This window comes from Candidatus Avelusimicrobium stercoris (assembly GCF_002437085.1).
Classification (GTDB): domain Bacteria; phylum Elusimicrobiota; class Elusimicrobia; order Elusimicrobiales; family Elusimicrobiaceae; genus Avelusimicrobium; species Avelusimicrobium stercoris.
Genome location: NZ_DJOA01000046.1, coordinates 1 through 20,501, shown reverse-complemented (window position 1 = coordinate 20,501; position 20,501 = coordinate 1). Strand labels below are relative to the sequence as shown.

The following is a 20,501-nucleotide window of genomic DNA, read 5'->3' as shown; positions in this document are numbered from 1 at the left end:
AACCGCCACGCCAATGCTGTTGCGCACGCCGGGCTATCCGTTCTTTTTGGCCCTGGTGCAAACGGTTTTCGGCAATATGACGTGGGCCGTGGCGCTTGTGCAAAATTTGCTTTCACTAGCCTTGCTTATCCCTGTGTATATGACGGCTGAAAAAATAAACGGCAAAAATGCGGCGCGTTGGGCGATGTTCTTTTGTGCGGCAAGCGTGCTGTATTTCTCGCTTTCGTTTGCCGTGCTGTCAGAAGTTTTATGCGCATTTTTACTTTCTTGGTTTGTTTATTTTACGGTAGACTTTTTATTAAAACCCACCGGGTGGAAAATTCTGTTAGCCGCGCTTTTTTTAGCGGGGGCCGTTTATGTGCGTCCGGCCACATATTACTTTATGTTTGCAAGCGCAATTATCTTGGTGTGCTTTTCCGCCGCTAAACTGGTGCGCTTTTCTGCCTGGAAGATTGCCACGCTTTTCTTTGTCCCTTTATTGGCTCTCGTCGGCGCGTGGCAGGTGAGAAATTACATTCAAACGGGCTTCGGCGGGTTTACAACCGTAGGCGCATACAACCTGTATATGTGGAACGAGGATTATTTGGCCTACAAATATAATCTGTCCGTTCCGCAGGCACACGACGCGCTGGAAGATTCGCTCCCGCCCGGGTTTAACGCACTCCCCCCAGTGGACCAAGTGCGCCTGTATAAGGCAATGGCAAAACCGCTTATTAAAGAGGCCCTTTTATATAAACTCTCCCGTGCCCCTTTATGGGCAATGAAAACGCTCTTTGGGGCCAATTTCGTCCATCTTTCGCGCCTGCTGACGGGCGGCGCCATACCCGAGGAAGAATTGGACGGGCAAATGCTAAACCACACCACCGCTCTGCACGAAAATTGGCTCAAAACGGCCACCGACAAACTGCTTTTTATTGCGGCAAGCGGAGAAGTGTTTTTGTTGGTTCTTTTTAGTGTAGGCGGTTTTATCCTGCTATGGAAAAGGCGCAAAGCGGAAACTTTTTTTCTATTGGTGTATTGTTTGTATTTTTGGGGAATCGGTTCGGTGTTTTTCGGTGCGTACGCACGTTTCCGCGCTCCGTTTGAATTTGCGCTGTGCATCCCCGCGAGCGCGGCGGCAAACGCCCTCCTGCAATATGCCAAACAAAAAATAAAACGGTAATTACAGGCCGTGCGCCAAACTGTTTATTAAAAATGCGGGGAACTTTCTTTCCTGCATTTTTTTCTGTGTGGGCGCGAAATCGTACGGTTGGCGGATAAAACGGAAGGTGCTTTTTTCGGTATCCCAAATGCCAAAGGAGGCGTGCGGGTTTAAATCGCGCGGCTTGCCCACGGAACCCGGGTTCAGCACATAGCGCATTTTGTCGGACAAGTGGACGGTGGCGTCCTCGCGTTTGCACAAATAAATCACGCACGAGTTTTGCGTACCGCGGATATAAAAGGACAAATGGGAGTGCCCCACAAAGCAAATTTTTCCCTGCCACTTGTCATATGTGGTGCGGAACTGGGTACAACTGGAAAAATATTCCTTTATCGGGTCGGTGGGCGTGCCGTGCACCACAGTAAAATTTTCCCCGCGCGCTACGGTGGGCAAAGAGGTTAAATAACGGATAGATTTTTCGCTTAAATGCTTTTTGTTTTCATCCAACGCAATTTTGGCATCGTAATTAAACAAGGTTTCCAACTCGGGCTGGACAAACACGGCATCGTGATTGCCCAACACACAGGCCAACAAATTTAAAGAGGAAATTTTCTTTACGCACGCTTCGGGGTCCGGCCCGTAACCGATAATGTCCCCGCAGTAAATAAAGTGTTCCACGCCCTCTTGCTCGTAACGGGCCAAGCAGGCGTTTAACGCTTCTAAATTACTGTGTACGTCCGAAAACACCCCTATCTTCATTACGCCTCCGCCAACGCCTCAATGGCTTCCTTTTTTTGCGTGGCTTCGGGGTTGCGCTCGGCCAGGTTGACGGACATTACCTTGGAAACGCCGCTCTCTTCCATCGTAATACCATAGAGCATACGGGCTGATTCCATTGTGCGCTTGTTGTGCGTTACCACTATAAACTGCGTGGTTTTGGAGAACTCTTTAATCAGGTTCACATAGCGCTCCACATTGGCTTCGTCCAAGGCCGCGTCGGCTTCGTCCATAATGCAGAACGGGGACGGATTGTGCGTAAAGAACGCAAACAGCAAGGACATTGCGGTCAGCGTTTTTTCGCCGCCGGACATAGAAGTAATGTTCAACAATTTTTTGCCCGGGGGCTGGGCGTAAATTTCAATGCCCGTTTCCAGCAGGTTATCCGGCTGGGTGAGTACGAGGTCGCACTCGCCGCCGCGGAAGAGCGTTTGGTAAATGTTTTTAAAGTGCATACGCACTTGCTCAAACGTATATTTAAAGTTTTCGCGCGTGGTTTGGTTGATTTTGTTAATGGCGGATTTTAAATCCTTTTTGGCGCTTTCCAAATCCGCAATCTGCGTGCGCAAGAAGGTGTTTCTTTCCGTCAGTGCGTCGTACTCTTCCGGCGCGGTCATATTGACGGCGCCCATATTTTCAATGCGCTTTCTCATCATCTTTACGCGCTCGTAATCCACCGTTTTGTCGCCGTAATTCATTTGCGCTTCCTCGGGCGTAATATTCCAACTTTCAAACAAGTTGTTTACTACCGTGGTGCGTTGGCGGCGCGCGTTGGAAAGGGCATTTTCCAAATCGTTCTTTTTAATCGTCAGGTCGGACGATTCTTTTTTGCACGCATTTAGGGCGGCCAGTTTATCGCTGTAATCTTTTTTGAGCGTTTCCAAGTCGGAGCGCATTTTGTGCTCATCAATTTCCAATTTGGCTAACGTATCGCGCTCGGTGGAAAGTTTGGCTTGGGTGGAAAGTTTTTCCTCGGCTAAACTTTTTAGGCGCAAATTGGCCGACGCGATTTTTTGGTTCCGCTGGCCCTCGCTGGCGGTTAAACTGTTAAATTCGTATTCCGTGGATTTTAAATCCAATTCCACGTTATTTTTTTTGATTTTTACTTCGTAGAGTTTTGCGCTTAACGCGTTAATTTCGCCCTTTAATTTTTCGGCGTTTTCGCGCAGCGTTACTTGGGATTTTTTTAACTCTTCCCCGCGCACTACGGCTTCCTGGTGGCGGCGTTTTAAATCCTGCAAGTTTTGTTTGAGCGTTTCCACATTGCGCTTGCGGTTATCTACGCGCAAGGTGATTTCCTGCTTGCGTTGGGCGGCGCGGTTTAGCGCGTCTTGCGTGGAGCGCAGTTCGCGCTCTTTGTTGGCGCGCTCGTTTTGCACGGAGTTTAACGATAAAACGGCTTCCTGCGATTTAGCGCGCAGATTTTTTAAATTTTCTTCCGCCTTGGATAAGGCTTCGTAATTAGCGATAATATCCTTAGAAACAGCGTCTTCTTCCGCCGCTTTGGCCGCCATTTCACCGCGGACGGTTTCTTCCTCGCCCCAATAGGCTTCCGGCGCACGGACACCTTCCGCGCCCCCGCCGATAAAGAACTCGCCCTTTACGGCTCCGTCTTGGTACGAGTAGCCGCCGATGATAAAGTTAATTAAATTTTCCAATCCCGGCTGATATTTTAACTGGTTTTTAAGTGCGTTTTCAGCCGGTTTTTCGGGCGTTGCGGGCACTTGGTTTAAAACAATAAATTTGGCGCGTGCCTTGCCGTGCTGTTTTAAAAGGGATAGGGCTTGTTCCACCGTTTGCGCGTCCGTGCACAAAACAGCGTCCAAATATTTGCCGAAGGCTTCCTCCACCGCTACGCTTAACGCGGCGGGATATTTAAGGGCCTTTCTTAACGTGCCCTTCACACCAGCGAGGCCACTTTCGGCCACCGTTTTGGCACCCACCCAGTATGGGTCGTTTTTGCCTTGGGTTTGAATAATCTCCAACTTAGCGGAAAGTGCGGCGCGGGCCGATTTTACAGAGGAAAGTTTTTCGTTTAAAGAAGAACGAACACCCTGCAATTTGCGCACATTTTCTTCACCGCTTGTAATGGCTTCGCGCGCTTGATTGGCCTCGGTTTGTTTAGCCTGCACACGGGCGGAAATTTCCTGCAAACTTTTTTGGATACCCGCCAGCCCTGCTTGTTGGGCTTGGCTCGTTTTTTCAGCCGCAATCAAATCCTCGTTTTCGCGCTGCATAGAGGACTCTTCCAGCGAAATGCGGTTCTCTGCTTCCATTTGTTTTTGTACGAGCGACATTAATTCACCCGACGAACGTTGCAACTGCGATTCCGCCGCGCGCAAATCGTTTTCCAACTTTTGCGCCTGGGCGGTTTGCTCGTTGTAATTAGCCTGCAACGGCGTGAGTTCCGCCGACACCGCCGCCAACTGTTCTTTTAGTTGCGCAAGCGCCGGAGCCAATTCCTGCAAGCGGTTTTGCCCGCGCTGGGCTTCCGCACCCGACGTGGCCACCTGTGTGGTTAGTTCGTTCGTCAGGTTGTCGCAGTTTTTAATGGCGCCTTCCAACAAACCTACTTGGTATTTGCTGGCGGAAATTTTTTCGTTAAATTCGGCGGCTTCTTTTTGTTTATGCGTTAAATTTAAATCCAATGCGGCGGCGGCCCCTTCCTGTGCGGAAATGCGGGCCTCTAAATCTTCCAATTTTTTCACCACCGGGGCCAATTCGCCGGAGTGCTTGGCAATCAGTCCGTCCGACTCTTTAATGGAGCAAACGGAAATGGCAATTTCGCTTTCTTTTAATTCCTCGCGGTACTTTTGATACAGGCGGGCTTTTTTGGCTTCGCTGTCCAATTTTTTAATTTGCTCGGCAATTAACGCCACCGTATCGGCCAGACGGGCCAAGTCCAAATCTACGCGCTCCAAACGCTTAATGCACTCCTCGCGCTTGGCTTTATATTTAGATACGCCCGCCACTTCTTCAAACATTTCGCGGCGCTGCTCGGCCGAGGCGGACAAAACGCTTTCCACGCCCCCCTGGTCAATAATGGCGTACCCTTCCCCACCGATACCTGTATCCAAAAATAAATCGCGGATATCACGCAGGCGGCATTGGACTTTATTTAAATAGTATTCACTTTCGCCGGAGCGGAAAATTTTGCGCGTAACGGTAATTTCGTTAAAATCCAGCGGCAACTGGCGCGAAGCGTTATCAAACACCATACTGACCTGCGCCATATTTAAAGGCGCGCGCTTAGCCGTACCGTTAAAGATAATATCCACCATAGAAGCGGAGCGGAGGGACTTCCAACTCATCTCGCCGATGGCCCAGCGCACGGAGTCAATCACGTTGGATTTTCCGCACCCGTTCGGGCCCACCACACAAGTAATGCCGGGCTCAAAGTCCAGGCGGGATTTGTCGGCAAAAGATTTAAAACCTTGGATTTCAATCGCTTTTAAATACATAACGTCCCCTATTGGCAGATATAATTTGATTATACCATTTCCCTATACAATATAGGCATTTTTGGCAAAATTTCACTTCTACGCGTACGGTCTTTTTACCTTGCCGAGTGAGTGCCGACGAAAAAAATCCCTTGCAAAGTGTATATTTTTTTATTAGACTTTTTTCGTAAGACTGTTTTTCCTTAAAAGGAGGATTATCCACTATGGCAGAAAAAGTACTCAAAGTTGGTATGGACCGCGAAGACGGCTTCCTCTACTACATTGACAAAGACGGCGATATTGCCCGCGTGCAAATGGCCAGAGGCGGCAAAAAAGGCGGTAAACCGAAAAAAGTTGAAAAATGCGGTATCAAAAAAGAAAAAGGATATCTCTATTTCTTGGATAAGAAAGGCGATATTTCCAGAGCCAAAATGGTAAACGCAAAATAAACTAATTTAAAACACCCCGCACTCTTGCGGGGTGTTTTACAGACACAGGCACTCGCGCACATCACTCTCTTTATTCGCGCGAGGCTCTGCCAGACGCGAAGGGGCGCAACTCGCATTGTACGACATCACGCATTGCTCCAGCGTTTTGTGCCCCTTTATGTTTTTTCAAAACGGCTTGCCAAAGGAAATACCTTTTGCAAATACGCCGTTAGTTTAGCCCGGTCCTGCGGGCCGCAGTTCTCCGAATCGTTCAAACACACCAACCGCGGGCGGTACTTGTTTATTTCCCGCTCAAAGTTTTGGTACAACTCCCATACACACGCATCCGAACCAAACAAGCGCGACATACGACGCTTTTTCCACTGCGCGCAGCCTTGCACTGCGGCCATACACGCAAACAAATAAAAGTTCATATTGTTTTCTTTACGGAAACGGCTTTGCACGGTGGCTGATAACTCATCTGCAAATAAGTTCCAAGCCGGAGCCACGGAACTTTTTAAGTAAGCCGAAATATTATGGGTTGGCTCCAACGGAAAATCCACCGCAGGGAAAACCGCTTTAAGCCGCTTACGGATAAACAGCAGTTGCCGACCGTAGGAAGTCTCTCCGTAATTTTTACGCGGGTAAAAGGCGTAATAATTATTTACACGGTTTGGAGCGGGAAAGAAATACTCCCGCTCCACCGAACGAAACACAAAGGTATCGTCGTTAGCCAACAAAAAGTGTTCGGCTAGATCCGGCCACTTGGTTACACCCATTCCTATTGCACACGAGTTAAAGGTAGGCAAAGCGGAAGCCGGCATAAATTCCGCGTGCGTTAAAAATTTTAAATGCGGATATTTTAGGTTTAACCAAGGCGGGAATTGGCCGTTAGTTACCAGCACTACGCGCGTTACCCACGGCATAAATTTTTCCACGCTGCGCAGCGCGTAGCGCAGTTCGCCCGCTTGCACAAACCGCGCGGCGGGCACAGGAGTAACCGCATACCGATTGCGCTCACGCACAAAAGTTGGGTTGTTCCCGTCCACCCACGGCAGAATTAAATCAACCGGAAAATCTGCAGTCATCTAAAAAGTTTGCTCCAAAAGTAAACGCTCCGCTTGCCGCACAATTTTACCAGCAAAAAGAACGCACGCCAGCGCAAATAAGAAAGTCCGCCGCAAAGGCTTACACTTTTCCACGCGGCGGTAAAAGCGCGAGCGAGCAATTCTTGCTGTTCTTGGCGTTTTGTCGCTGTGAATTTGCGGAAACGGCAAATGCCCCACACCGTAGCACGCATCCACTCCTGCGCCGTTTGGCGGTTCCATTTTTGGCGACGAATTAAATCCGTTTTTAAATCTACCAGATTGAGCAGCGCACCGACGGCCATATTATAAGAATTAGCCGTAATGGCCGAAGCATTGCCCTTGCGGTAGCAATATAATTTTTCCGGCACGACCGCAATTTTTTTAGCATACAAATACGCCAAAATAACCACGCAGAAATCCTCGGCTACGCGCCCCGTCCAAAATTCAAATTGATGTTTTACGAACCACTCGCGCAAAAATAATTTTCCCCACAGTACGGAATCCTCGTACCCGCCGCGAAAGCGCGCCCCGTCCCCTTCCGCGCACAAGCGGTAAAAACTGCTGTGGCAATGTTCCTGCACGCGCGGAAAGCCGTTTTCTTCCACCTCGTAAAAAAAGCACCTGGTAATTTCTGCCCGCTCCGCTTCGGCAGCCTGATATAGTTTTTCCAAATACGCGGGGAAAACAAAATCGTCCGCGTCTATAAACGCCAAATACTTTCCCTGTGCTTTCTGCACGAGGGTGTTGCGCGTGGCGGCAATGCCTTTATTTTCCTGCGTCGTAAAACGCAGTCGCGGGTCCTCTTTGGCGCCTTGCTTCAAAATGGCAAGGGTGTTATCAGTAGAGGCAGAATCTATACAGATAATTTCAAAGTCCGTAAAGGTCTGCTTGGCTAAACAAGATAAGCACAGAGGTAAATATTTTTCCGCGTTGCGCACGGGAACCAACACCGAGATTTGAGGTTTCATAATCGCTCCTTTGTAAAATACCCCGCGCGCAAAAACGCGCGGGGTTACGCGCAGGAGACTCTTGGCGGAGGTTTTCCCACGCGTTAAAAATAAACGCCTTATTATATGGATAAAGAAGCAAGCAACGTAAACAAAAGCAGGGAGCGGGCTTCTTTTTAAGCCCGTGAGGAAACAAAAACGGCCGGTTGCCAGAGCCACATCACTAACCCGAAGCAAACAGCCGTAGCCCTTGCCATATATAAAAATATGGCAAAGAGCGTTCAACGCAATACAAGCGGGTAATTAGGCCGCTCATATTGCGTTTAAAATACGGCCGTTTTTGGAGTGATGTGCGCCGTATTACGCGGCTCAACCTGTTCCACACAGGCTTCCAAAAACAGCATCAAATTGTGCCGAAGCGTCCGGCGGGCAAGGGTACTTGCTTACATATATCTTAAACAAATTTCTCCCCAAACGCAAGGCAGGGCTTGAAATTCCGTCCAAAACGCCTACACTACTAATATTAACTGACGTTCCCGGAGGCGCATCAAATAATTCTTCCGTTCACGGGCCCAACGCCCCAACCAACTAATAGTTTTCTCCGGCCGCATACGGTTGCGGCCCAACCGCCCCAACAGTTTTTAGTGCAGTTGCGTCCGTCCCCCGTACGCGTAATTGACAGCGGGGCTGATTAATGGTTTAATAACTCTACGGGGATACACTCGTAAAACAATAACGGAGGGAATATGGATATTAAAATTACGGCCAAAAACATTAAATTGACTCCGGCCATTAAAGAATTTATCAACACGCGCGTAAGCAAGATTGAAAACTTTTTTGACAACATTGTTTCCGCCCAAGTGCTGATTTCGGTGGAAAAGAAAATCAACCAGCGCGCCGACATTGTGCTGCACACGGGGGCCAAAACCACCATCAGCGCCAGCGCCGTGGAAGACAACCTCTACAAAGCCATTGACGCCGCCGCGGTAAAAGCCGAAGCGCAGGCCAAGAAAATTAAAAACAAAGCCAAGGCCCGCAAGGTAACCAAAAAGGCAGCAAAGGAAGCGGACGTAAATCCGTTTGCCGAACACCTTATTTTGCCGCAGACGGATGTGAAATTTTCCGTCATTAAGCAGGTGGAAGTTTCTCCGATGAACCCGGAAGACGCCGCCTACGAAATGGAACGCCTGGGATATTCCTTCTGGATGTTCTTGGACGAAGATTCCAAACAAATCAACTTAATCTTTAAACGCCTGGACGGTACTTACGGGCTGATTAAACCGATTAAGAAGAAATAACCCACACGGGGGGCTCTTTTGGAATTTACCAAATCTATCACCGTAGCAGAACTGCTCCAAGTGGAAAGACTCCACTTGGAGTTGGTCTGCGGAAAACGGTATATCCACCGCGAAATCACGCTCGGGCACGTCAACCGCCCGGGCTTGGCGCTTTGCGGCCATTTGGAAAGTTTCCGCCCCAATTCCGTACAAGTGTTCGGCCGCGGGGAACACGCGTTCTGCCAAAAGGAAAACAAAACGCGCCTGCGCGCCAATATTTCCAAAATGTTAAGCGAGGGCCAAGTGCCCTGTGTGATTACCACCGCCGGATTAGACCCCCTGCCTGCCGTACGAAAGGCCTGTTTGGGTTCGGACGTGCCGGTGCTTAAAACAGATATGGAGTCCACCGCGTTTATTGCGGAGTTCTCCCGCTTTTTGGACGAAAAATTATCGCCCGTTACGCATATGCACGGCGTACTGGTGGATGTGAGCGGCATCGGCGTACTAATCCGCGGCGATGCGGGCATCGGCAAAAGCGAGTGTGCGCTGGAACTGATTAAGCGCGGACATATTTTAGTAGCGGATGATGTAGTAGAAGTGCAAAAACGGTTTGGCCGTTTTCTGGTCGGCTCCTGTCCGACAATGTTAAAGCATTATATGGAAGTGCGCGGGCTGGGAATTTTGGACGTACCCCTTTTGTTTGGCGTAGGCTCTACATTGGACGAAACCAATATTGATATGGAAGTGGTGCTTACGTCCCCCAGCAAACAACCCATTGACCGCCTGGGAGTGGAGCAGAAAACGACTAATATTTTGGGAGTGGAAGTGCCTTCGCTGGGCTTGCCCGTTACACCGGGGCGCAACTTGGCCGTACTGATTGAGGTGGCCGCGCTAAACCAGCAACTCAAAAGCCAAGGCATTTTTTCCGCCAAAGAATTTAGCCAAAAAATCTTGGATAAAATGAAGAAGGGAACCAATGGCAAGCAATAAAAGACGGATTTTTATCATTACGGGTATGAGCGGGGCCGGCAAATCCCAGGCGCTGAAAATCTTTGGCGATTTTGGGTTTTATTGCGTGGACAACCTGCCGCTTGCCCTGTTTAAAAACTTTACCGACTATTTAAAACAAAGCGGCGAACGCCGCGATGTGGCCCTTGGCATTGACGTACGCGAGGGCGACCGCCTGCGCGAAATGCCCAAGATTTTAAACTCAATGGTGCAGGACGATTTCGTCGTAAAGGTCATCTTTTTGGACGCGTCGGAGGAGTGTTTGATTCGCCGCTTCTCGGAGACCAAGCACCGCCACCCGATTCACAAAAAACTGGCTACCGCCCTGGCGCACGAGCGCAAGGTGATGAGCCCTATCCGCACAATGGCCGACAAGGTGATAGACACCTCCGACTTAAAACTGGGGGAACTGAAAGAAAAACTTTCCGCGCTCTTGGGGCTCACGCGCGAGGGTGATATGCAAATTACCGTGGCGTCATTCGGCTTTAAAAACGGTATTTTAAAGGATTGCGATATTGTAATGGACGTACGCTTTTTACCAAACCCGTTCTATATTCCCGAACTGCGCGAAAAAACGGGCCTGGATAAAGAGGTTCAGCAATATATTATGTCCTTTAAAGAAACAAAGGAATTTGCTGAAAAATTTGCAGATTTAATTAAATATTTGATACCTAAGTATATTAAGGAAGGAAAAAGTTATTTAACTATTGCAATGGGTTGCACGGGCGGACGACACAGAAGCGTTTTTATGGCGCACGAACTGGCCCAACGCCTGACCAAAGCAGGGTTAAACGCTTCGGAATTTCATAGGGACATAGGACTTTAATTATGGTAAAAATTGTTTTAGTAACGCACGGGCACTTGGCCCAACAAATGTTGGAAACTGCCGGACAAATCATCGGCAAACCGTCGGACGATGGCTTTGCTACCTTTGCCGTTACCACGGCCGCCTCGGTGGAAAAGGAAGCCGCCAAACTGCACGAACTGTTAAAATCGTGCGAAGACGGCGCACTTATTTTGACCGATATCTTTGGCGGCAGCGCGACCAATATTTCGCTCACCGCCAGCAAAGATTTGCCCAAATGCTATGTGATTACGGGGCTCAATTTAAGTATGCTCCTAACCGCAATGAACAACCGCAAAAAATTGTCCTCCAAGGAACTGGCGGAAAAAATTGAAGCCGACGGCAAACGCGCGGTTATCAACGCAACGGAACTTTTGATTAAGGGGCTCTAATGCCGATTATATTCGCACGGGTGGACGACCGCCTGATTCACGGCCAAATTGTACAGGCCTGGCTGCCGGAGTTAAACGTGGATGAGATTTTGATTCCTTGTTACAAGGAGTCCTGCCTCAACCGCGGGCTCCTGCGTTTGAGCCTGCCCTACGAATATGAACTGACGATTTTGGACCCGCACGCCTGCGCGCGGTATGCGGCCGAATCCAAACGGCGCATCTTTCTGTTAATGGGCTCTTTAAAGGAATTTACGGACCTGATTAAAGACGGGCTGCAAATTAAATCCCTAAATATCGGCGGGATGCACTTTAAAGACGGCGCCCAAAAGTTGGATGATAACGTATTTTTGGACGCGGATGACAAACAATTTTTAAAACTGATACGGGACCTAGGAATCCAAATTGAAACGCGCGCAGTACCCACCTCCGCTTCCGTATCGGTAAGCGAGGCCTTACAATGACCCCGGAAATTTTTGCCCTGTGCGTAAGTGCGGCGCTACTAGAACTGGACACAACGTATGCGTTCCAGTTGACGCTTTCGCGCGGAATTATCGCGGGGCCGCTATTATCCCTTTGGACAGGCGATTTAATGGCCGGCATACAGGTTGGCGTATTTACGGAACTGCTCTTTTCGGACGTAAACCCCTTGGGTGGCATTTTACCCCCCAGCGCGGTGGTTTGTTCCGCGGTTACGCTTGCGTTGCACGCAATGGGCATTGAACTTTACTTTGCGTTCTTCTTTGGCGTAGTGGGAGCGATTTTATTTGCGCTTGCCGAAAAGTTTATGCGCAAGAACCGCTTTAAATGGCTGATTTTTTGGGAGCGACGCGTAATGCAACAGCCCGGACAGATTAACCACGCCATTTTGTCCGCGCTCGCCAACGCGTTTTTAAGCACGTTCCTGCTGATTTTTCTGTTTACTTGGCTGTGCGGCAAGGGCCTTGTCTGGCTCGTGCCGTTTATCCCGGCGCAAGCGCACTTTGCGTGCCGGTTTGCCTATATGGCTGTTCCGTGGATCGGGCTTGCCACGTTGGTACCCGCGTTCCGCTTAAAGACGAGGTAACGTATGAAATTTTCGCTTCAACTCAGTTTGTTTCTGCGTTCCTTCTTCCTGCAAGCGGGCTGGAACTATATGAAATACCAAAACTTGGGGCTCACGTTTACAATGCTCCCGTTTTTGAAAAACGAATACAAGGACGACAAAGACGCCCTGCCCTCTGTTTTGCAACGCTATTTGGAAAGTTTTAACACACACCCCGTAATGGCTTCTTTTTGCTTAGGGGCACTCGCCAAGCAAGAGGAAGAAATTGCGCACGCGCAGTCGCTTTCTGACTTTAAGAACAAAATAAACGAGTGGAACGGTATACGCCGCAGTTTATCCATTACTACGGCCTCTATCGGAGACCGTTTGTTTTGGGGCGCGTTAAAGCCGCTCACGCTGTTACTGGCTATTTTTATTTGGCTGGCCTTGGGCGTAAACTTTTTTGAATTGGACGAAAGTGTAAAATTTCCGCTTTTTTATGTCTTTGGCGCAGGCGCGGCCGCCTTTTTTGCCTTTAACGCCGTAGCGCTGTTTGTAAAATGGCAAGGTTTAAAAATCAGTTACACCGCCAAGGAAAATTCCTGCTTTGGCCTTACGCGGTTTGACTGGAACAAAACCATCTACAACGCCAAACGTATTGGTATTGTGTTGGCGGTGGGGATGATTTTGTTCGGCGTATATTATTATTTAAAAGACTTTGCCGAAATAGATGTGCATTTTGTTACGCGGGCCGTAATTGTGCTGTTTTTTATTATGGTCAGTTTCATTACGCGCAAACTGCGCATACCGAATATGTATTTGTATTTGGCGGCGGTAGCCGTGTTTAACCTTGTTTGTTATTTGTAATATGGGGGATTTGTGATACAACAGGACATAAAAATCATTAACCAGTTGGGCTTGCACACGCGCCCGGCCGCGCTGCTGGCGCAGACGGCGGCTAATTTCGCGTGCGATATCCAACTGTCCAAGGACGGGGTAAACGTCAACGCCAAGAGCATTATGGGGTTAATGATGTTGGCGGCGGAGTGCGGCTCCTTTGTAACGCTTACGACAAACGGCTCGGATGAAAAAGAAGCCTTTGATACGATTAAAAATTTGTTTGACAATAAATTTAACGAAGAATTTTAAGGAGAAAACAGTATGTTGGTGCTAAAAGGCATTGCCGCGAGCCCTGGTGTAGCCATTGGGCCAGCGGTGTTGTTGCCCGGAGATAATTTTGCAGTGTCGCGGCAGTATATTGAACCTGCCGAAGTAAAAGCGGAACTGCAAAAGATGCACCACGCTATGCAAAAAACGCTGGATGAGTTGGATGCGTGCGAAAAGAAGGTTCTCTCCACCTTGGGGACGGAATATGCCAATTTAATGTCCACCCACAAACTGATTTTGCAGGATCCTGCCTTAAAGGATTCCGTCGCCAAAAAAATCCGTACGGAACACCTTTCCGCGCAGGCCGCGCTGTTTCTTACCTTGCAGGAATTAGCCTCCGCCTTTGACAAAATTGAGGACCCGTTTTTTAAAGAACGCCGCAACGATATTTTTGACGTGGGCAAGCGTTTGGTAAACAATTTGGAAGGCGGCAAGCGCGAGTTTTTGGCTTCTATCAATAAGCCCTCCTTGCTCGTGGCGCACAACTTGTACCCGTCCGACACCATTAACTTGCAGGAAAACCAAGTCATCGGTTTCTGCACAGACGTCGGCGGGAAAACGAGCCACACCGCACTTTTGGCGCAGAGTTTAAATCTGCCCGCCGTCGTTGGGTTATCCACCGCGTCCAAAGATGTAAAAAGCGGCGACACGCTGATTATTGACGGCGAAAACGGCCTCTTGGTAATCAACCCGGACCGCTACACCTTGGCCAATTACCGCAAAATCCAGCGCGAAATAAAAAAGACGGACGCCCTGTTAAAAACCATTAACCACCTGCCCGTTATCACGCAGGACGGCCGCGGCGTAAAACTGTATGTAAATTACGACCCGCGTACCGACAACAAGGACAACAAACGCTTAATTACCGACGGGTTAGGGCTGCTGCGCACCGAATTTTTGTATATGGATACGCCCACGCCGCCCACCGAGGACGACCAATACCGTATGTATTTGGCCGTTTTAAAGCGTTTTGATATGCGCCCCACGGCTATCCGCCTAGCAGACTTGGGCGCTGACAAAATGCCTGATTTTCCGCTGGATGAATTTGATAAAGACGCCAACCCCTTTATGGGCTGCCGCGGTATCCGCTTGTTTTTAAAAAACCCGGACCTGCTCTACACGCAGTTGCGCGCCATTGTGCGCACCGCCTGCGAGGTTCCCGCACAAGTGAAGATAATGATTCCTATGGTGTCCGCAGTAGAGGAAGTCCGCCACGTCCGCACCGCCTTTAATGAGGTATTAAAGGAGTTTGAAGCCAAGGGCAAAAAGCCTTTAAACCGCGTGGCGTTGGGCGCGATGATTGAAGTGCCTGCCGCCGCCATTGCCCTGGACGGGATGATTGGCGAACTGGATTTTATTTCCATTGGCACTAATGACTTGATACAATATCTAATAGCGGTGGACCGCGTGAACCAGGAAGTCGCCCATATGTACGACCCCTGCCACCCCGCCGTGGCGCGTACGATAAACCAAATTATCCAAACCGCCCACAAACGCAACAAACGGGTTTGTATCTGCGGGGAAATTGCCGCCGATTCCCGTATGTTGCCGTTACTTTTGGGGCTTGGCGTGGATGCGCTTTCCGTAACGCCGCGTATGTATCTGCGCGTAAAAAACAACATACGCAATTTGAATTTTGAAAACTGTTCCGATTTGGCCCAAGCCGCCCTGTTAATGGGCAGTTCGGCCGAAATCCGGCAATTAATTGATAACAACAAAAATGAAGATTCGTAACTTTTCTATCGTGGCCCATATTGACCACGGCAAGACAACCCTATCCGACCGCATTTTGGAAGATACCGGCACCGTGCCCAAGCGCAAAATGCAAGCCCAACTGCTAGACGGGATGGACTTGGAACGCGAGCGTGGCATTACCATTAAAGCCAAAGCGGTACGCATTTTATACAAAGATTACATTTTAAATCTTATTGACACCCCCGGCCACGTGGACTTTTCCTACGAGGTGGCCCGTTCTCTGCGCGCCTGCGAGGGCGTGCTGCTTTTGGTGGATGCTTCGCAAGGCGTAGAAGCGCAGACCGTGGCGCACGCGCATTTGGCACAGAGTTTGGGCCTAAAAATCATCCCCGTAATGAACAAGGTGGACCTTTCCCAGGCCGATGCGGACACGTCCGAAGAGCAACTGTGGGACATTTTAAAAGAGCCCATTGAGGCCGAACGCGTCAGCGCCAAGACGGGTATGGGCATTGAACATTTGCTGGACCGTATCATTACCGATATTCCCGCCCCGCAAGGCGACCCGAACGCCCCCTTGCGCGCCCTTATTTTTGACTCGTATTATGACCCGTTCCGCGGCGTAATTATGTATGTGCGCATTGTGGACGGAGCCGTCAAACCGGGGCAAATCATTAAGTTTATGTCCTCCGGCACTACCTATAAAATTGAAGAACTGGGCTATATGACGCCCAAGCAACTCCACAAGGACACCGAACTTTCCGCCGGGGAAGTAGGCTATTTGGTTGCCGGTATTAAAGACATCCACCAAGTAAAGGTGGGCGATACCGTTACCTTGGCCGAACGCCCCGCCGAAAAAGCGCTCCCCGGCTACGCCGACGCCAAGCCCGTAGTGTTTGCCAGTATCTTCCCGGTGGAGACGACGGACTTTCCGCTCTTGCGCAAGGCACTTGAAAAGTTAAATCTCTCGGACTCGTCCTTCCACTACCAGAGCGAAACCTCTAAGGCCTTAGGCTTTGGGTTCCGTCTGGGGTTTATGGGTATTTTACACATTGAAATTGTAAAGGAACGCTTGGAACGCGAATTTAATTTATCGCTGATTGCCACCAGCCCCAACGTGGTTTATCACGTTAAGTTTACGCCGCGCAAATCGCACCCGCAGGAACTTTCCGCCCTGCCCGATGCGCCGGACGATCCGGGCTATAAAATCATTGATAACCCGGCCAACTTCCCCCCTTACGGCGATATTATTGATATCAAAGAGCCCGTCATCCACATTACCATTGTTACCCCTGTGGAATTTATGGACGGCGTAATGACGCTTCTTAAAGAAAAACGCGGAACCTTTATGAGTATGGACCATTTGTCCAACCAGCGCGTGATTATCAAGTACGAAATGCCGATGGGCGAAATGGTAATAGACTTTTACAACAAGTTAAAATCCGTTTCCAAGGGCTACGCCTCGTTTGACTACGAGGTCGCCGGGTTCCGCAGTTCCGATGTGGTATTAATGGAAATCTTGCTCCACGGTACGGCGGTAGATGCGCTTTCCGTCGTGGTACACAAGGACAAAGCCCAAACAATGGGCCGCGCCTTATGCGCCAAGTTAAAGGAACTCATCGGCCGCCAGCAGTTTGAAGTGGCTGTACAGGCCGCCGTCAACGGCAAAGTGATTGCCCGCGAGACGATTCCCGCCTTCCGCAAGGACGTTATCGCCAAATGCTACGGCGGCGATATCACCCGCAAACGCAAATTGCTGGAAAAACAGAAGGAAGGTAAAAAGCGTATGAAGTCTATCGGCAGTTTGAACATCCCGCAAGAAGCCTTTGTGGCAATGCTTAAAATTGACGAAGAATAGCCCCTGCGGGGCCTTCCAGGCCGCGGAGATTTTCCGCGCTCATTTGATTGGTTGGGCGACACTGTTTTTGCCCTAGCGGGCGGCAGATTTTCCGCACTCATTTAATTGCTAGGGCGACACTGGTTTTGCGGTGTCGCCTTATTTTGGGCACTCCTTATCCGGGCTTCGCACGAATAACACCGCCTAATTTGCTAAAATAATAAATATGATTTTAGAAGGACGCACCCTAGCCGCTCAAATCCGACAGCCCTTACCCCAAAGGGCCGAAGCCGTGCGCCAAAAATTAGGCCGCCCGATATGCTTGCGGGCCATCGGCTCCACCGAGGATTACGGGGCGTATGTGTACCTTAAAAAAGAGGTCGCCGCCGCCCAGCAGTTGGGTGTGGATACAAAAGTTTTTGAGGTGGATAACCAAACCCCGGCGGCAGAATTTTTAGACTTAGTCAAAAATCTGTCCGCCAATAAAAATGTGGATGCCATTTTAATTCCGCGGCCCCTGCCCGAACATTTGGCCGCCACTCCGTACGCCGATTTGCTCGCCCCGCAAAAAGATATTGACGGGATGTCCAACATCAACGCGGGCAATTTGTTTCTGTGCAAGACGTGGCCGGAAATATTGGCCTTAAAAGGGTTTGCCCCGTGCACGGCTATGGCCGTTATCCGCTTGCTGGAATATCATCAAATTCCCTTGTCCGGCGCCGAAGCCGCCGTCATTGGGCGGTCCAGCACCGTGGGGCGCCCGCTGGCGCATTTGCTCACCTGCAAAAATGCGACCGTTAAAATTTGCCACACCAAAACCGATTTGCCACGTGCGTTACAGGACGCTGATTTAATATGCTCTGCCGCGGGCAAACCCGGTTTGTTGCAGGCGGACTGGCTAAAACCCGGCTCGTCGGTTATTGACATTTCAACCAACTGGGCGGACGGCCGTTTGTGCGGGGATGCCTCTCCCGCGCAGTTGGAAGCGCGCGGCGTGTCCTACTCGCCTGTTCCCGGCGGAGTCGGCCCGGTAACGCTTGCAGTGCTGCTGGAAAACATTGTACTATCTGGGGAAAGGAAACTTTAAGGAGACCGTATGAAAAAACTTTCTATTTGTCTGATTTTTGTCCTGTGCGCGGGCCTTATGGCGGCGTGCAACACCAACCAAAAGAAAAAAGAAAAATATAACCGCAAAATTTATTTGACGGAAGAAGATTATATGGAAGATTTATCCAAAGAAGCCGCCAAAGAACGCCGCGAAACGGCCCCGAATATTGAGTCCGAATATATTTTCAATGTCGGGCCGGAACTGGATAAAACCATTTATTTCTTTGACGACCGCCAACAACCCAAGGTGCCCGGCCAGCCCAGCGACGCGGACTACAAAAAGGAAAAACGCTTGTGGAGCAAGCCCAAACGCTATACACCAGAACAATATTATGGTATGCAGGGCTCGGCGGAATCGTCCTCCGAAGAATCCTCTAACTCTTACGGTTACGATTATTAAAAAGTAGATTAAATGTTACCGCCCCGCTTTTTCACGGGGCGGTTTTTTATTGGCAGAAAAGGCAACCTCTAATTTTTTTACTTTACAAACAGCCCTATGCAATCGGTAAAAATGCCGTCCGCGCCCTCCGCCGCCAAACGCGCGGCAAACGCGGGCTCGTTTACCGTGTATAAGTAAATTTTAAGGTTGTTTGCGTGGCAAACTTGCGCAATTTGCGGGGTAAAGCGCGTATAATTCATATGCACGCTCTCCGCGTTCAGCGCAAGCGCCTTGGAAACGTCAAAAGAACGTGTTAAAAGGCCAATACGCGCGTTTTTATCCAATTTGCGTAACCGTACCAGGGTGTCGTAATCAAAACTGGAAAACAGCGTTTTTGGCAAAATATCGGGGGCTGTTTGGCGCAGGCAAGCCAGCAAGGCCGCTTCCAACCCGGGGTAGCGGTTGTCATCGTTTTTCAGTTCAATATTCAGGCACGCAAGTTGCGGGCGAACCACAGGCAAAACCTCTTGCAACTGCGGCACAAAAACAGGCGCTTGGGTAAATTTGTTTATCAGCGGATATTTTTTTAGATCCGCTACCGTCAGCGAACCCAACTGCACGTCCACGCCCGCCGTGGATAGCAAAGAATAATCGTGATGAACGAGCAGCGCACCGTCTTTGGATAAATGCACGTCTAACTCGTAGCGGCTAGCGCCGAGTTCCCGCGCGCGGGCAAAGGCAGACAATGTATTTTGGACGCGCTCTTTGGACGCGCCGCGATGAGCAAAATAAATCATACTTGTAGTGTAAAAAATACGGGGATTTTGTGCAAGAGAGAAAAACCCCTCCGTTTTAGGTGGAGGGGTTAAAAACTAAAACCAATAATGGGCAGGTTGACAATAGGAGGAATCCCAATCCTCATCATTGCTTTCTTGGTTCATAGAAATTGCGTATTGGCAATCCCCACAACTCTTATATATCTTATCTTCCCCTGAATCTGAAAGGGAAAAGCGTTGCGGACAAGATAAATATTCCGCTGATACCAACCCAGAAGATCCGTCCCAGCCGCAAGCATCCTCCAATAAATAATCTTTGGTTAAATTGTAGGAATATTTATACCACCACATTTTACTGGAACCATAGGCATAAGCCGCTTGATAATAAACATACACACTAAATGTAACAGGCGTATCTAATTTACAGCCGTGATAATCCACGCAGTCATAGTTATGTGCGTCTTGGTTTGCACAACATCGGCTAGTTCGGCAATTTACCGCCATTTCTACATATTCGTCCGCTACATACTCACACTTATCTTTATCCCAAGTCCCGTACAATTCTCCGCCACAAGAACATTGTTTCACCACTGCATATTTCTTTCCATTTGGTGCCTCACACGAGGAAGACGAGGCGCTTTTGCTTTTGAGTAAAAACGAGGTGTAAGTTTTGCCATTGGTCTTTTTGTTCCCAGAAGCGTCGTAATCACTTGCATATTGGTTATCCCACCATAGTTCTTCCCCAAGGTTCGCCGAGTTCTGCGCACTTTTGTTAATTTTGGCGGTACCGGAAATATCCATATTGTCCGCCTTGCCACCCATTACCGCTACGTCATTACCGTAAACTGTACCTGTTACATTGCTTTTGTGGAAATTTGTATCGTTAAAGGTTACATTGTTCGCCATTATGCGCCCGGCCGTTACCGTGCCGCCGTTTTCAACCGTTAATTTTTCACTCAAACGGTATTCAGGCGTATTCGTACTGCCTAACGTGGTCCCATTTTGCACATTTATTTGTTTTAAGTACGCATTTGCCCCTTTGATTACGATATTCCCCACATTGGAACGGGTATTACAAAAGTTAAGTATCGGGGCTGCCGTAACGTGCGTGGAGTCTGCTGCGTCCAAATGGGCGAAGTTACCCACCGGGGCGGATAAGGTTGTTACAAACTGCATTTGT

The 20,501-nt window shown here is 49.3% G+C and carries 20 protein-coding genes; 14 read left to right on the top strand and 6 right to left on the bottom strand.

All coding sequences use genetic code 11. From position 1 onward, the window contains the following. Positions 1-1,162: glycosyltransferase family 39 protein (locus B2118_RS06620; RefSeq protein WP_428054374.1), on the top strand; the 1,162-nt coding region annotated here is incomplete at its 5' end. On the opposite strand, the gene B2118_RS06615 is transcribed toward B2118_RS06620, so the two are convergent. Then, a complete protein-coding gene (locus B2118_RS06615; protein ID WP_428054372.1) occupies positions 1,163-1,900 on the bottom strand; it encodes a metallophosphoesterase family protein in 738 nt (245 codons plus the stop codon). Continuing rightward, on the bottom strand, positions 1,900-5,379 hold the full coding sequence (gene smc, locus B2118_RS06610) for a chromosome segregation protein SMC (RefSeq protein WP_428054370.1): 3,480 nt from the start codon (positions 5,377-5,379) through the stop codon (positions 1,900-1,902). Before smc ends, B2118_RS06615 begins: the two co-directional genes overlap by 1 nt. Positions 5,380-5,582: 203 nt before the next feature. Here smc and B2118_RS06605 point away from each other — a divergent pair, with 203 nt between their 5' ends. Beyond that, positions 5,583-5,807, top strand: coding sequence for a hypothetical protein (locus tag B2118_RS06605; protein ID WP_087287124.1), 225 nt, complete (start codon positions 5,583-5,585; stop codon positions 5,805-5,807). Between the two features lie 155 nt (positions 5,808-5,962). Here the strand turns inward: B2118_RS06605 and B2118_RS06600 are convergent, their stop codons facing one another. Together B2118_RS06600 and B2118_RS06595 are read right to left on the bottom strand one after the other, a co-directional pair. Further along, on the bottom strand, positions 5,963-6,874 hold the full coding sequence (locus B2118_RS06600) for a hypothetical protein (RefSeq protein WP_428054368.1): 912 nt from the start codon (positions 6,872-6,874) through the stop codon (positions 5,963-5,965). Further along, positions 6,871-7,842: a glycosyltransferase family 2 protein gene (locus tag B2118_RS06595; protein WP_428054366.1), complete on the bottom strand. Its 972-nt coding sequence runs from the start codon at positions 7,840-7,842 to the stop codon at positions 6,871-6,873. The genes B2118_RS06600 and B2118_RS06595 overlap by 4 nt, the downstream gene beginning before the upstream one ends. Positions 7,843-8,567: 725 nt before the next feature. Here B2118_RS06595 and hpf point away from each other — a divergent pair. From hpf to B2118_RS06535, 12 genes are all read left to right on the top strand, one after another. Beyond that, the gene (gene hpf / locus B2118_RS06590; protein WP_428054364.1) at positions 8,568-9,119 is read left to right on the top strand and encodes a ribosome hibernation-promoting factor, HPF/YfiA family; all 552 of its coding nucleotides are present in this window, start codon (positions 8,568-8,570) and stop codon (positions 9,117-9,119) included. 18 nt (positions 9,120-9,137) lie between these two features. After that, on the top strand, positions 9,138-10,088 hold the full coding sequence (gene hprK / locus B2118_RS06585; RefSeq protein WP_428054362.1) for an HPr(Ser) kinase/phosphatase: 951 nt from the start codon (positions 9,138-9,140) through the stop codon (positions 10,086-10,088). Further along, complete coding sequence (gene rapZ / locus B2118_RS06580; protein ID WP_428054360.1) at positions 10,075-10,932, top strand: RNase adapter RapZ; 858 nt, start codon at positions 10,075-10,077, stop codon at positions 10,930-10,932. Before hprK ends, rapZ begins: the two co-directional genes overlap by 14 nt. Before the next feature lie 2 nt (positions 10,933-10,934). After that, positions 10,935-11,342, top strand: coding sequence for a PTS sugar transporter subunit IIA (locus B2118_RS06575; RefSeq protein WP_428054358.1), 408 nt, complete (start codon positions 10,935-10,937; stop codon positions 11,340-11,342). Further along, positions 11,342-11,803: a PTS system mannose/fructose/N-acetylgalactosamine-transporter subunit IIB gene (locus B2118_RS06570; protein WP_428054356.1), complete on the top strand. Its 462-nt coding sequence runs from the start codon at positions 11,342-11,344 to the stop codon at positions 11,801-11,803. Before B2118_RS06575 ends, B2118_RS06570 begins: the two co-directional genes overlap by 1 nt. After that, a complete protein-coding gene (locus B2118_RS06565) occupies positions 11,800-12,405 on the top strand; it encodes a PTS sugar transporter subunit IIC (protein ID WP_428054354.1) in 606 nt (201 codons plus the stop codon). The genes B2118_RS06570 and B2118_RS06565 overlap by 4 nt, the downstream gene beginning before the upstream one ends. A gap of 3 nt (positions 12,406-12,408) precedes the next feature. Beyond that, the gene (locus tag B2118_RS06560; protein ID WP_428054352.1) at positions 12,409-13,230 is read left to right on the top strand and encodes a PTS system mannose/fructose/sorbose family transporter subunit IID; all 822 of its coding nucleotides are present in this window, start codon (positions 12,409-12,411) and stop codon (positions 13,228-13,230) included. A 12-nt stretch (positions 13,231-13,242) separates the two neighbouring features. Further along, positions 13,243-13,512, top strand: coding sequence for an HPr family phosphocarrier protein (locus tag B2118_RS06555; RefSeq protein WP_428054350.1), 270 nt, complete (start codon positions 13,243-13,245; stop codon positions 13,510-13,512). Between the two features lie 12 nt (positions 13,513-13,524). After that, positions 13,525-15,264 carry a phosphoenolpyruvate--protein phosphotransferase gene (gene ptsP, locus B2118_RS06550; RefSeq protein ID WP_428054348.1) on the top strand — a complete coding sequence of 580 codons (1,740 nt, stop codon included), beginning with the start codon at positions 13,525-13,527 and terminating at the stop codon, positions 15,262-15,264. Beyond that, positions 15,251-17,080, top strand: coding sequence for a translation elongation factor 4 (gene lepA, locus B2118_RS06545; RefSeq protein WP_428054346.1), 1,830 nt, complete (start codon positions 15,251-15,253; stop codon positions 17,078-17,080). The genes ptsP and lepA overlap by 14 nt, the downstream gene beginning before the upstream one ends. 205 nt (positions 17,081-17,285) lie before the next feature. After that, on the top strand, positions 17,286-18,146 hold the full coding sequence (locus B2118_RS06540; protein WP_428054344.1) for a bifunctional 5,10-methylenetetrahydrofolate dehydrogenase/5,10-methenyltetrahydrofolate cyclohydrolase: 861 nt from the start codon (positions 17,286-17,288) through the stop codon (positions 18,144-18,146). 9 nt (positions 18,147-18,155) lie between these two features. Beyond that, positions 18,156-18,566 (top strand): hypothetical protein, encoded by a 411-nt coding sequence (locus B2118_RS06535; RefSeq protein WP_428054342.1) that lies wholly within the window; start codon positions 18,156-18,158, stop codon positions 18,564-18,566. Between the two features lie 77 nt (positions 18,567-18,643). On the opposite strand, the gene B2118_RS06530 is transcribed toward B2118_RS06535, so the two are convergent. After that, positions 18,644-19,342 carry a glycerophosphodiester phosphodiesterase gene (locus B2118_RS06530; protein ID WP_428054340.1) on the bottom strand — a complete coding sequence of 233 codons (699 nt, stop codon included), beginning with the start codon at positions 19,340-19,342 and terminating at the stop codon, positions 18,644-18,646. Positions 19,343-19,417: 75 nt separating this feature from the next. Beyond that, positions 19,418-20,501: hypothetical protein (locus tag B2118_RS06525; protein ID WP_428054338.1), on the bottom strand; the 1,084-nt coding region annotated here is incomplete at its 5' end.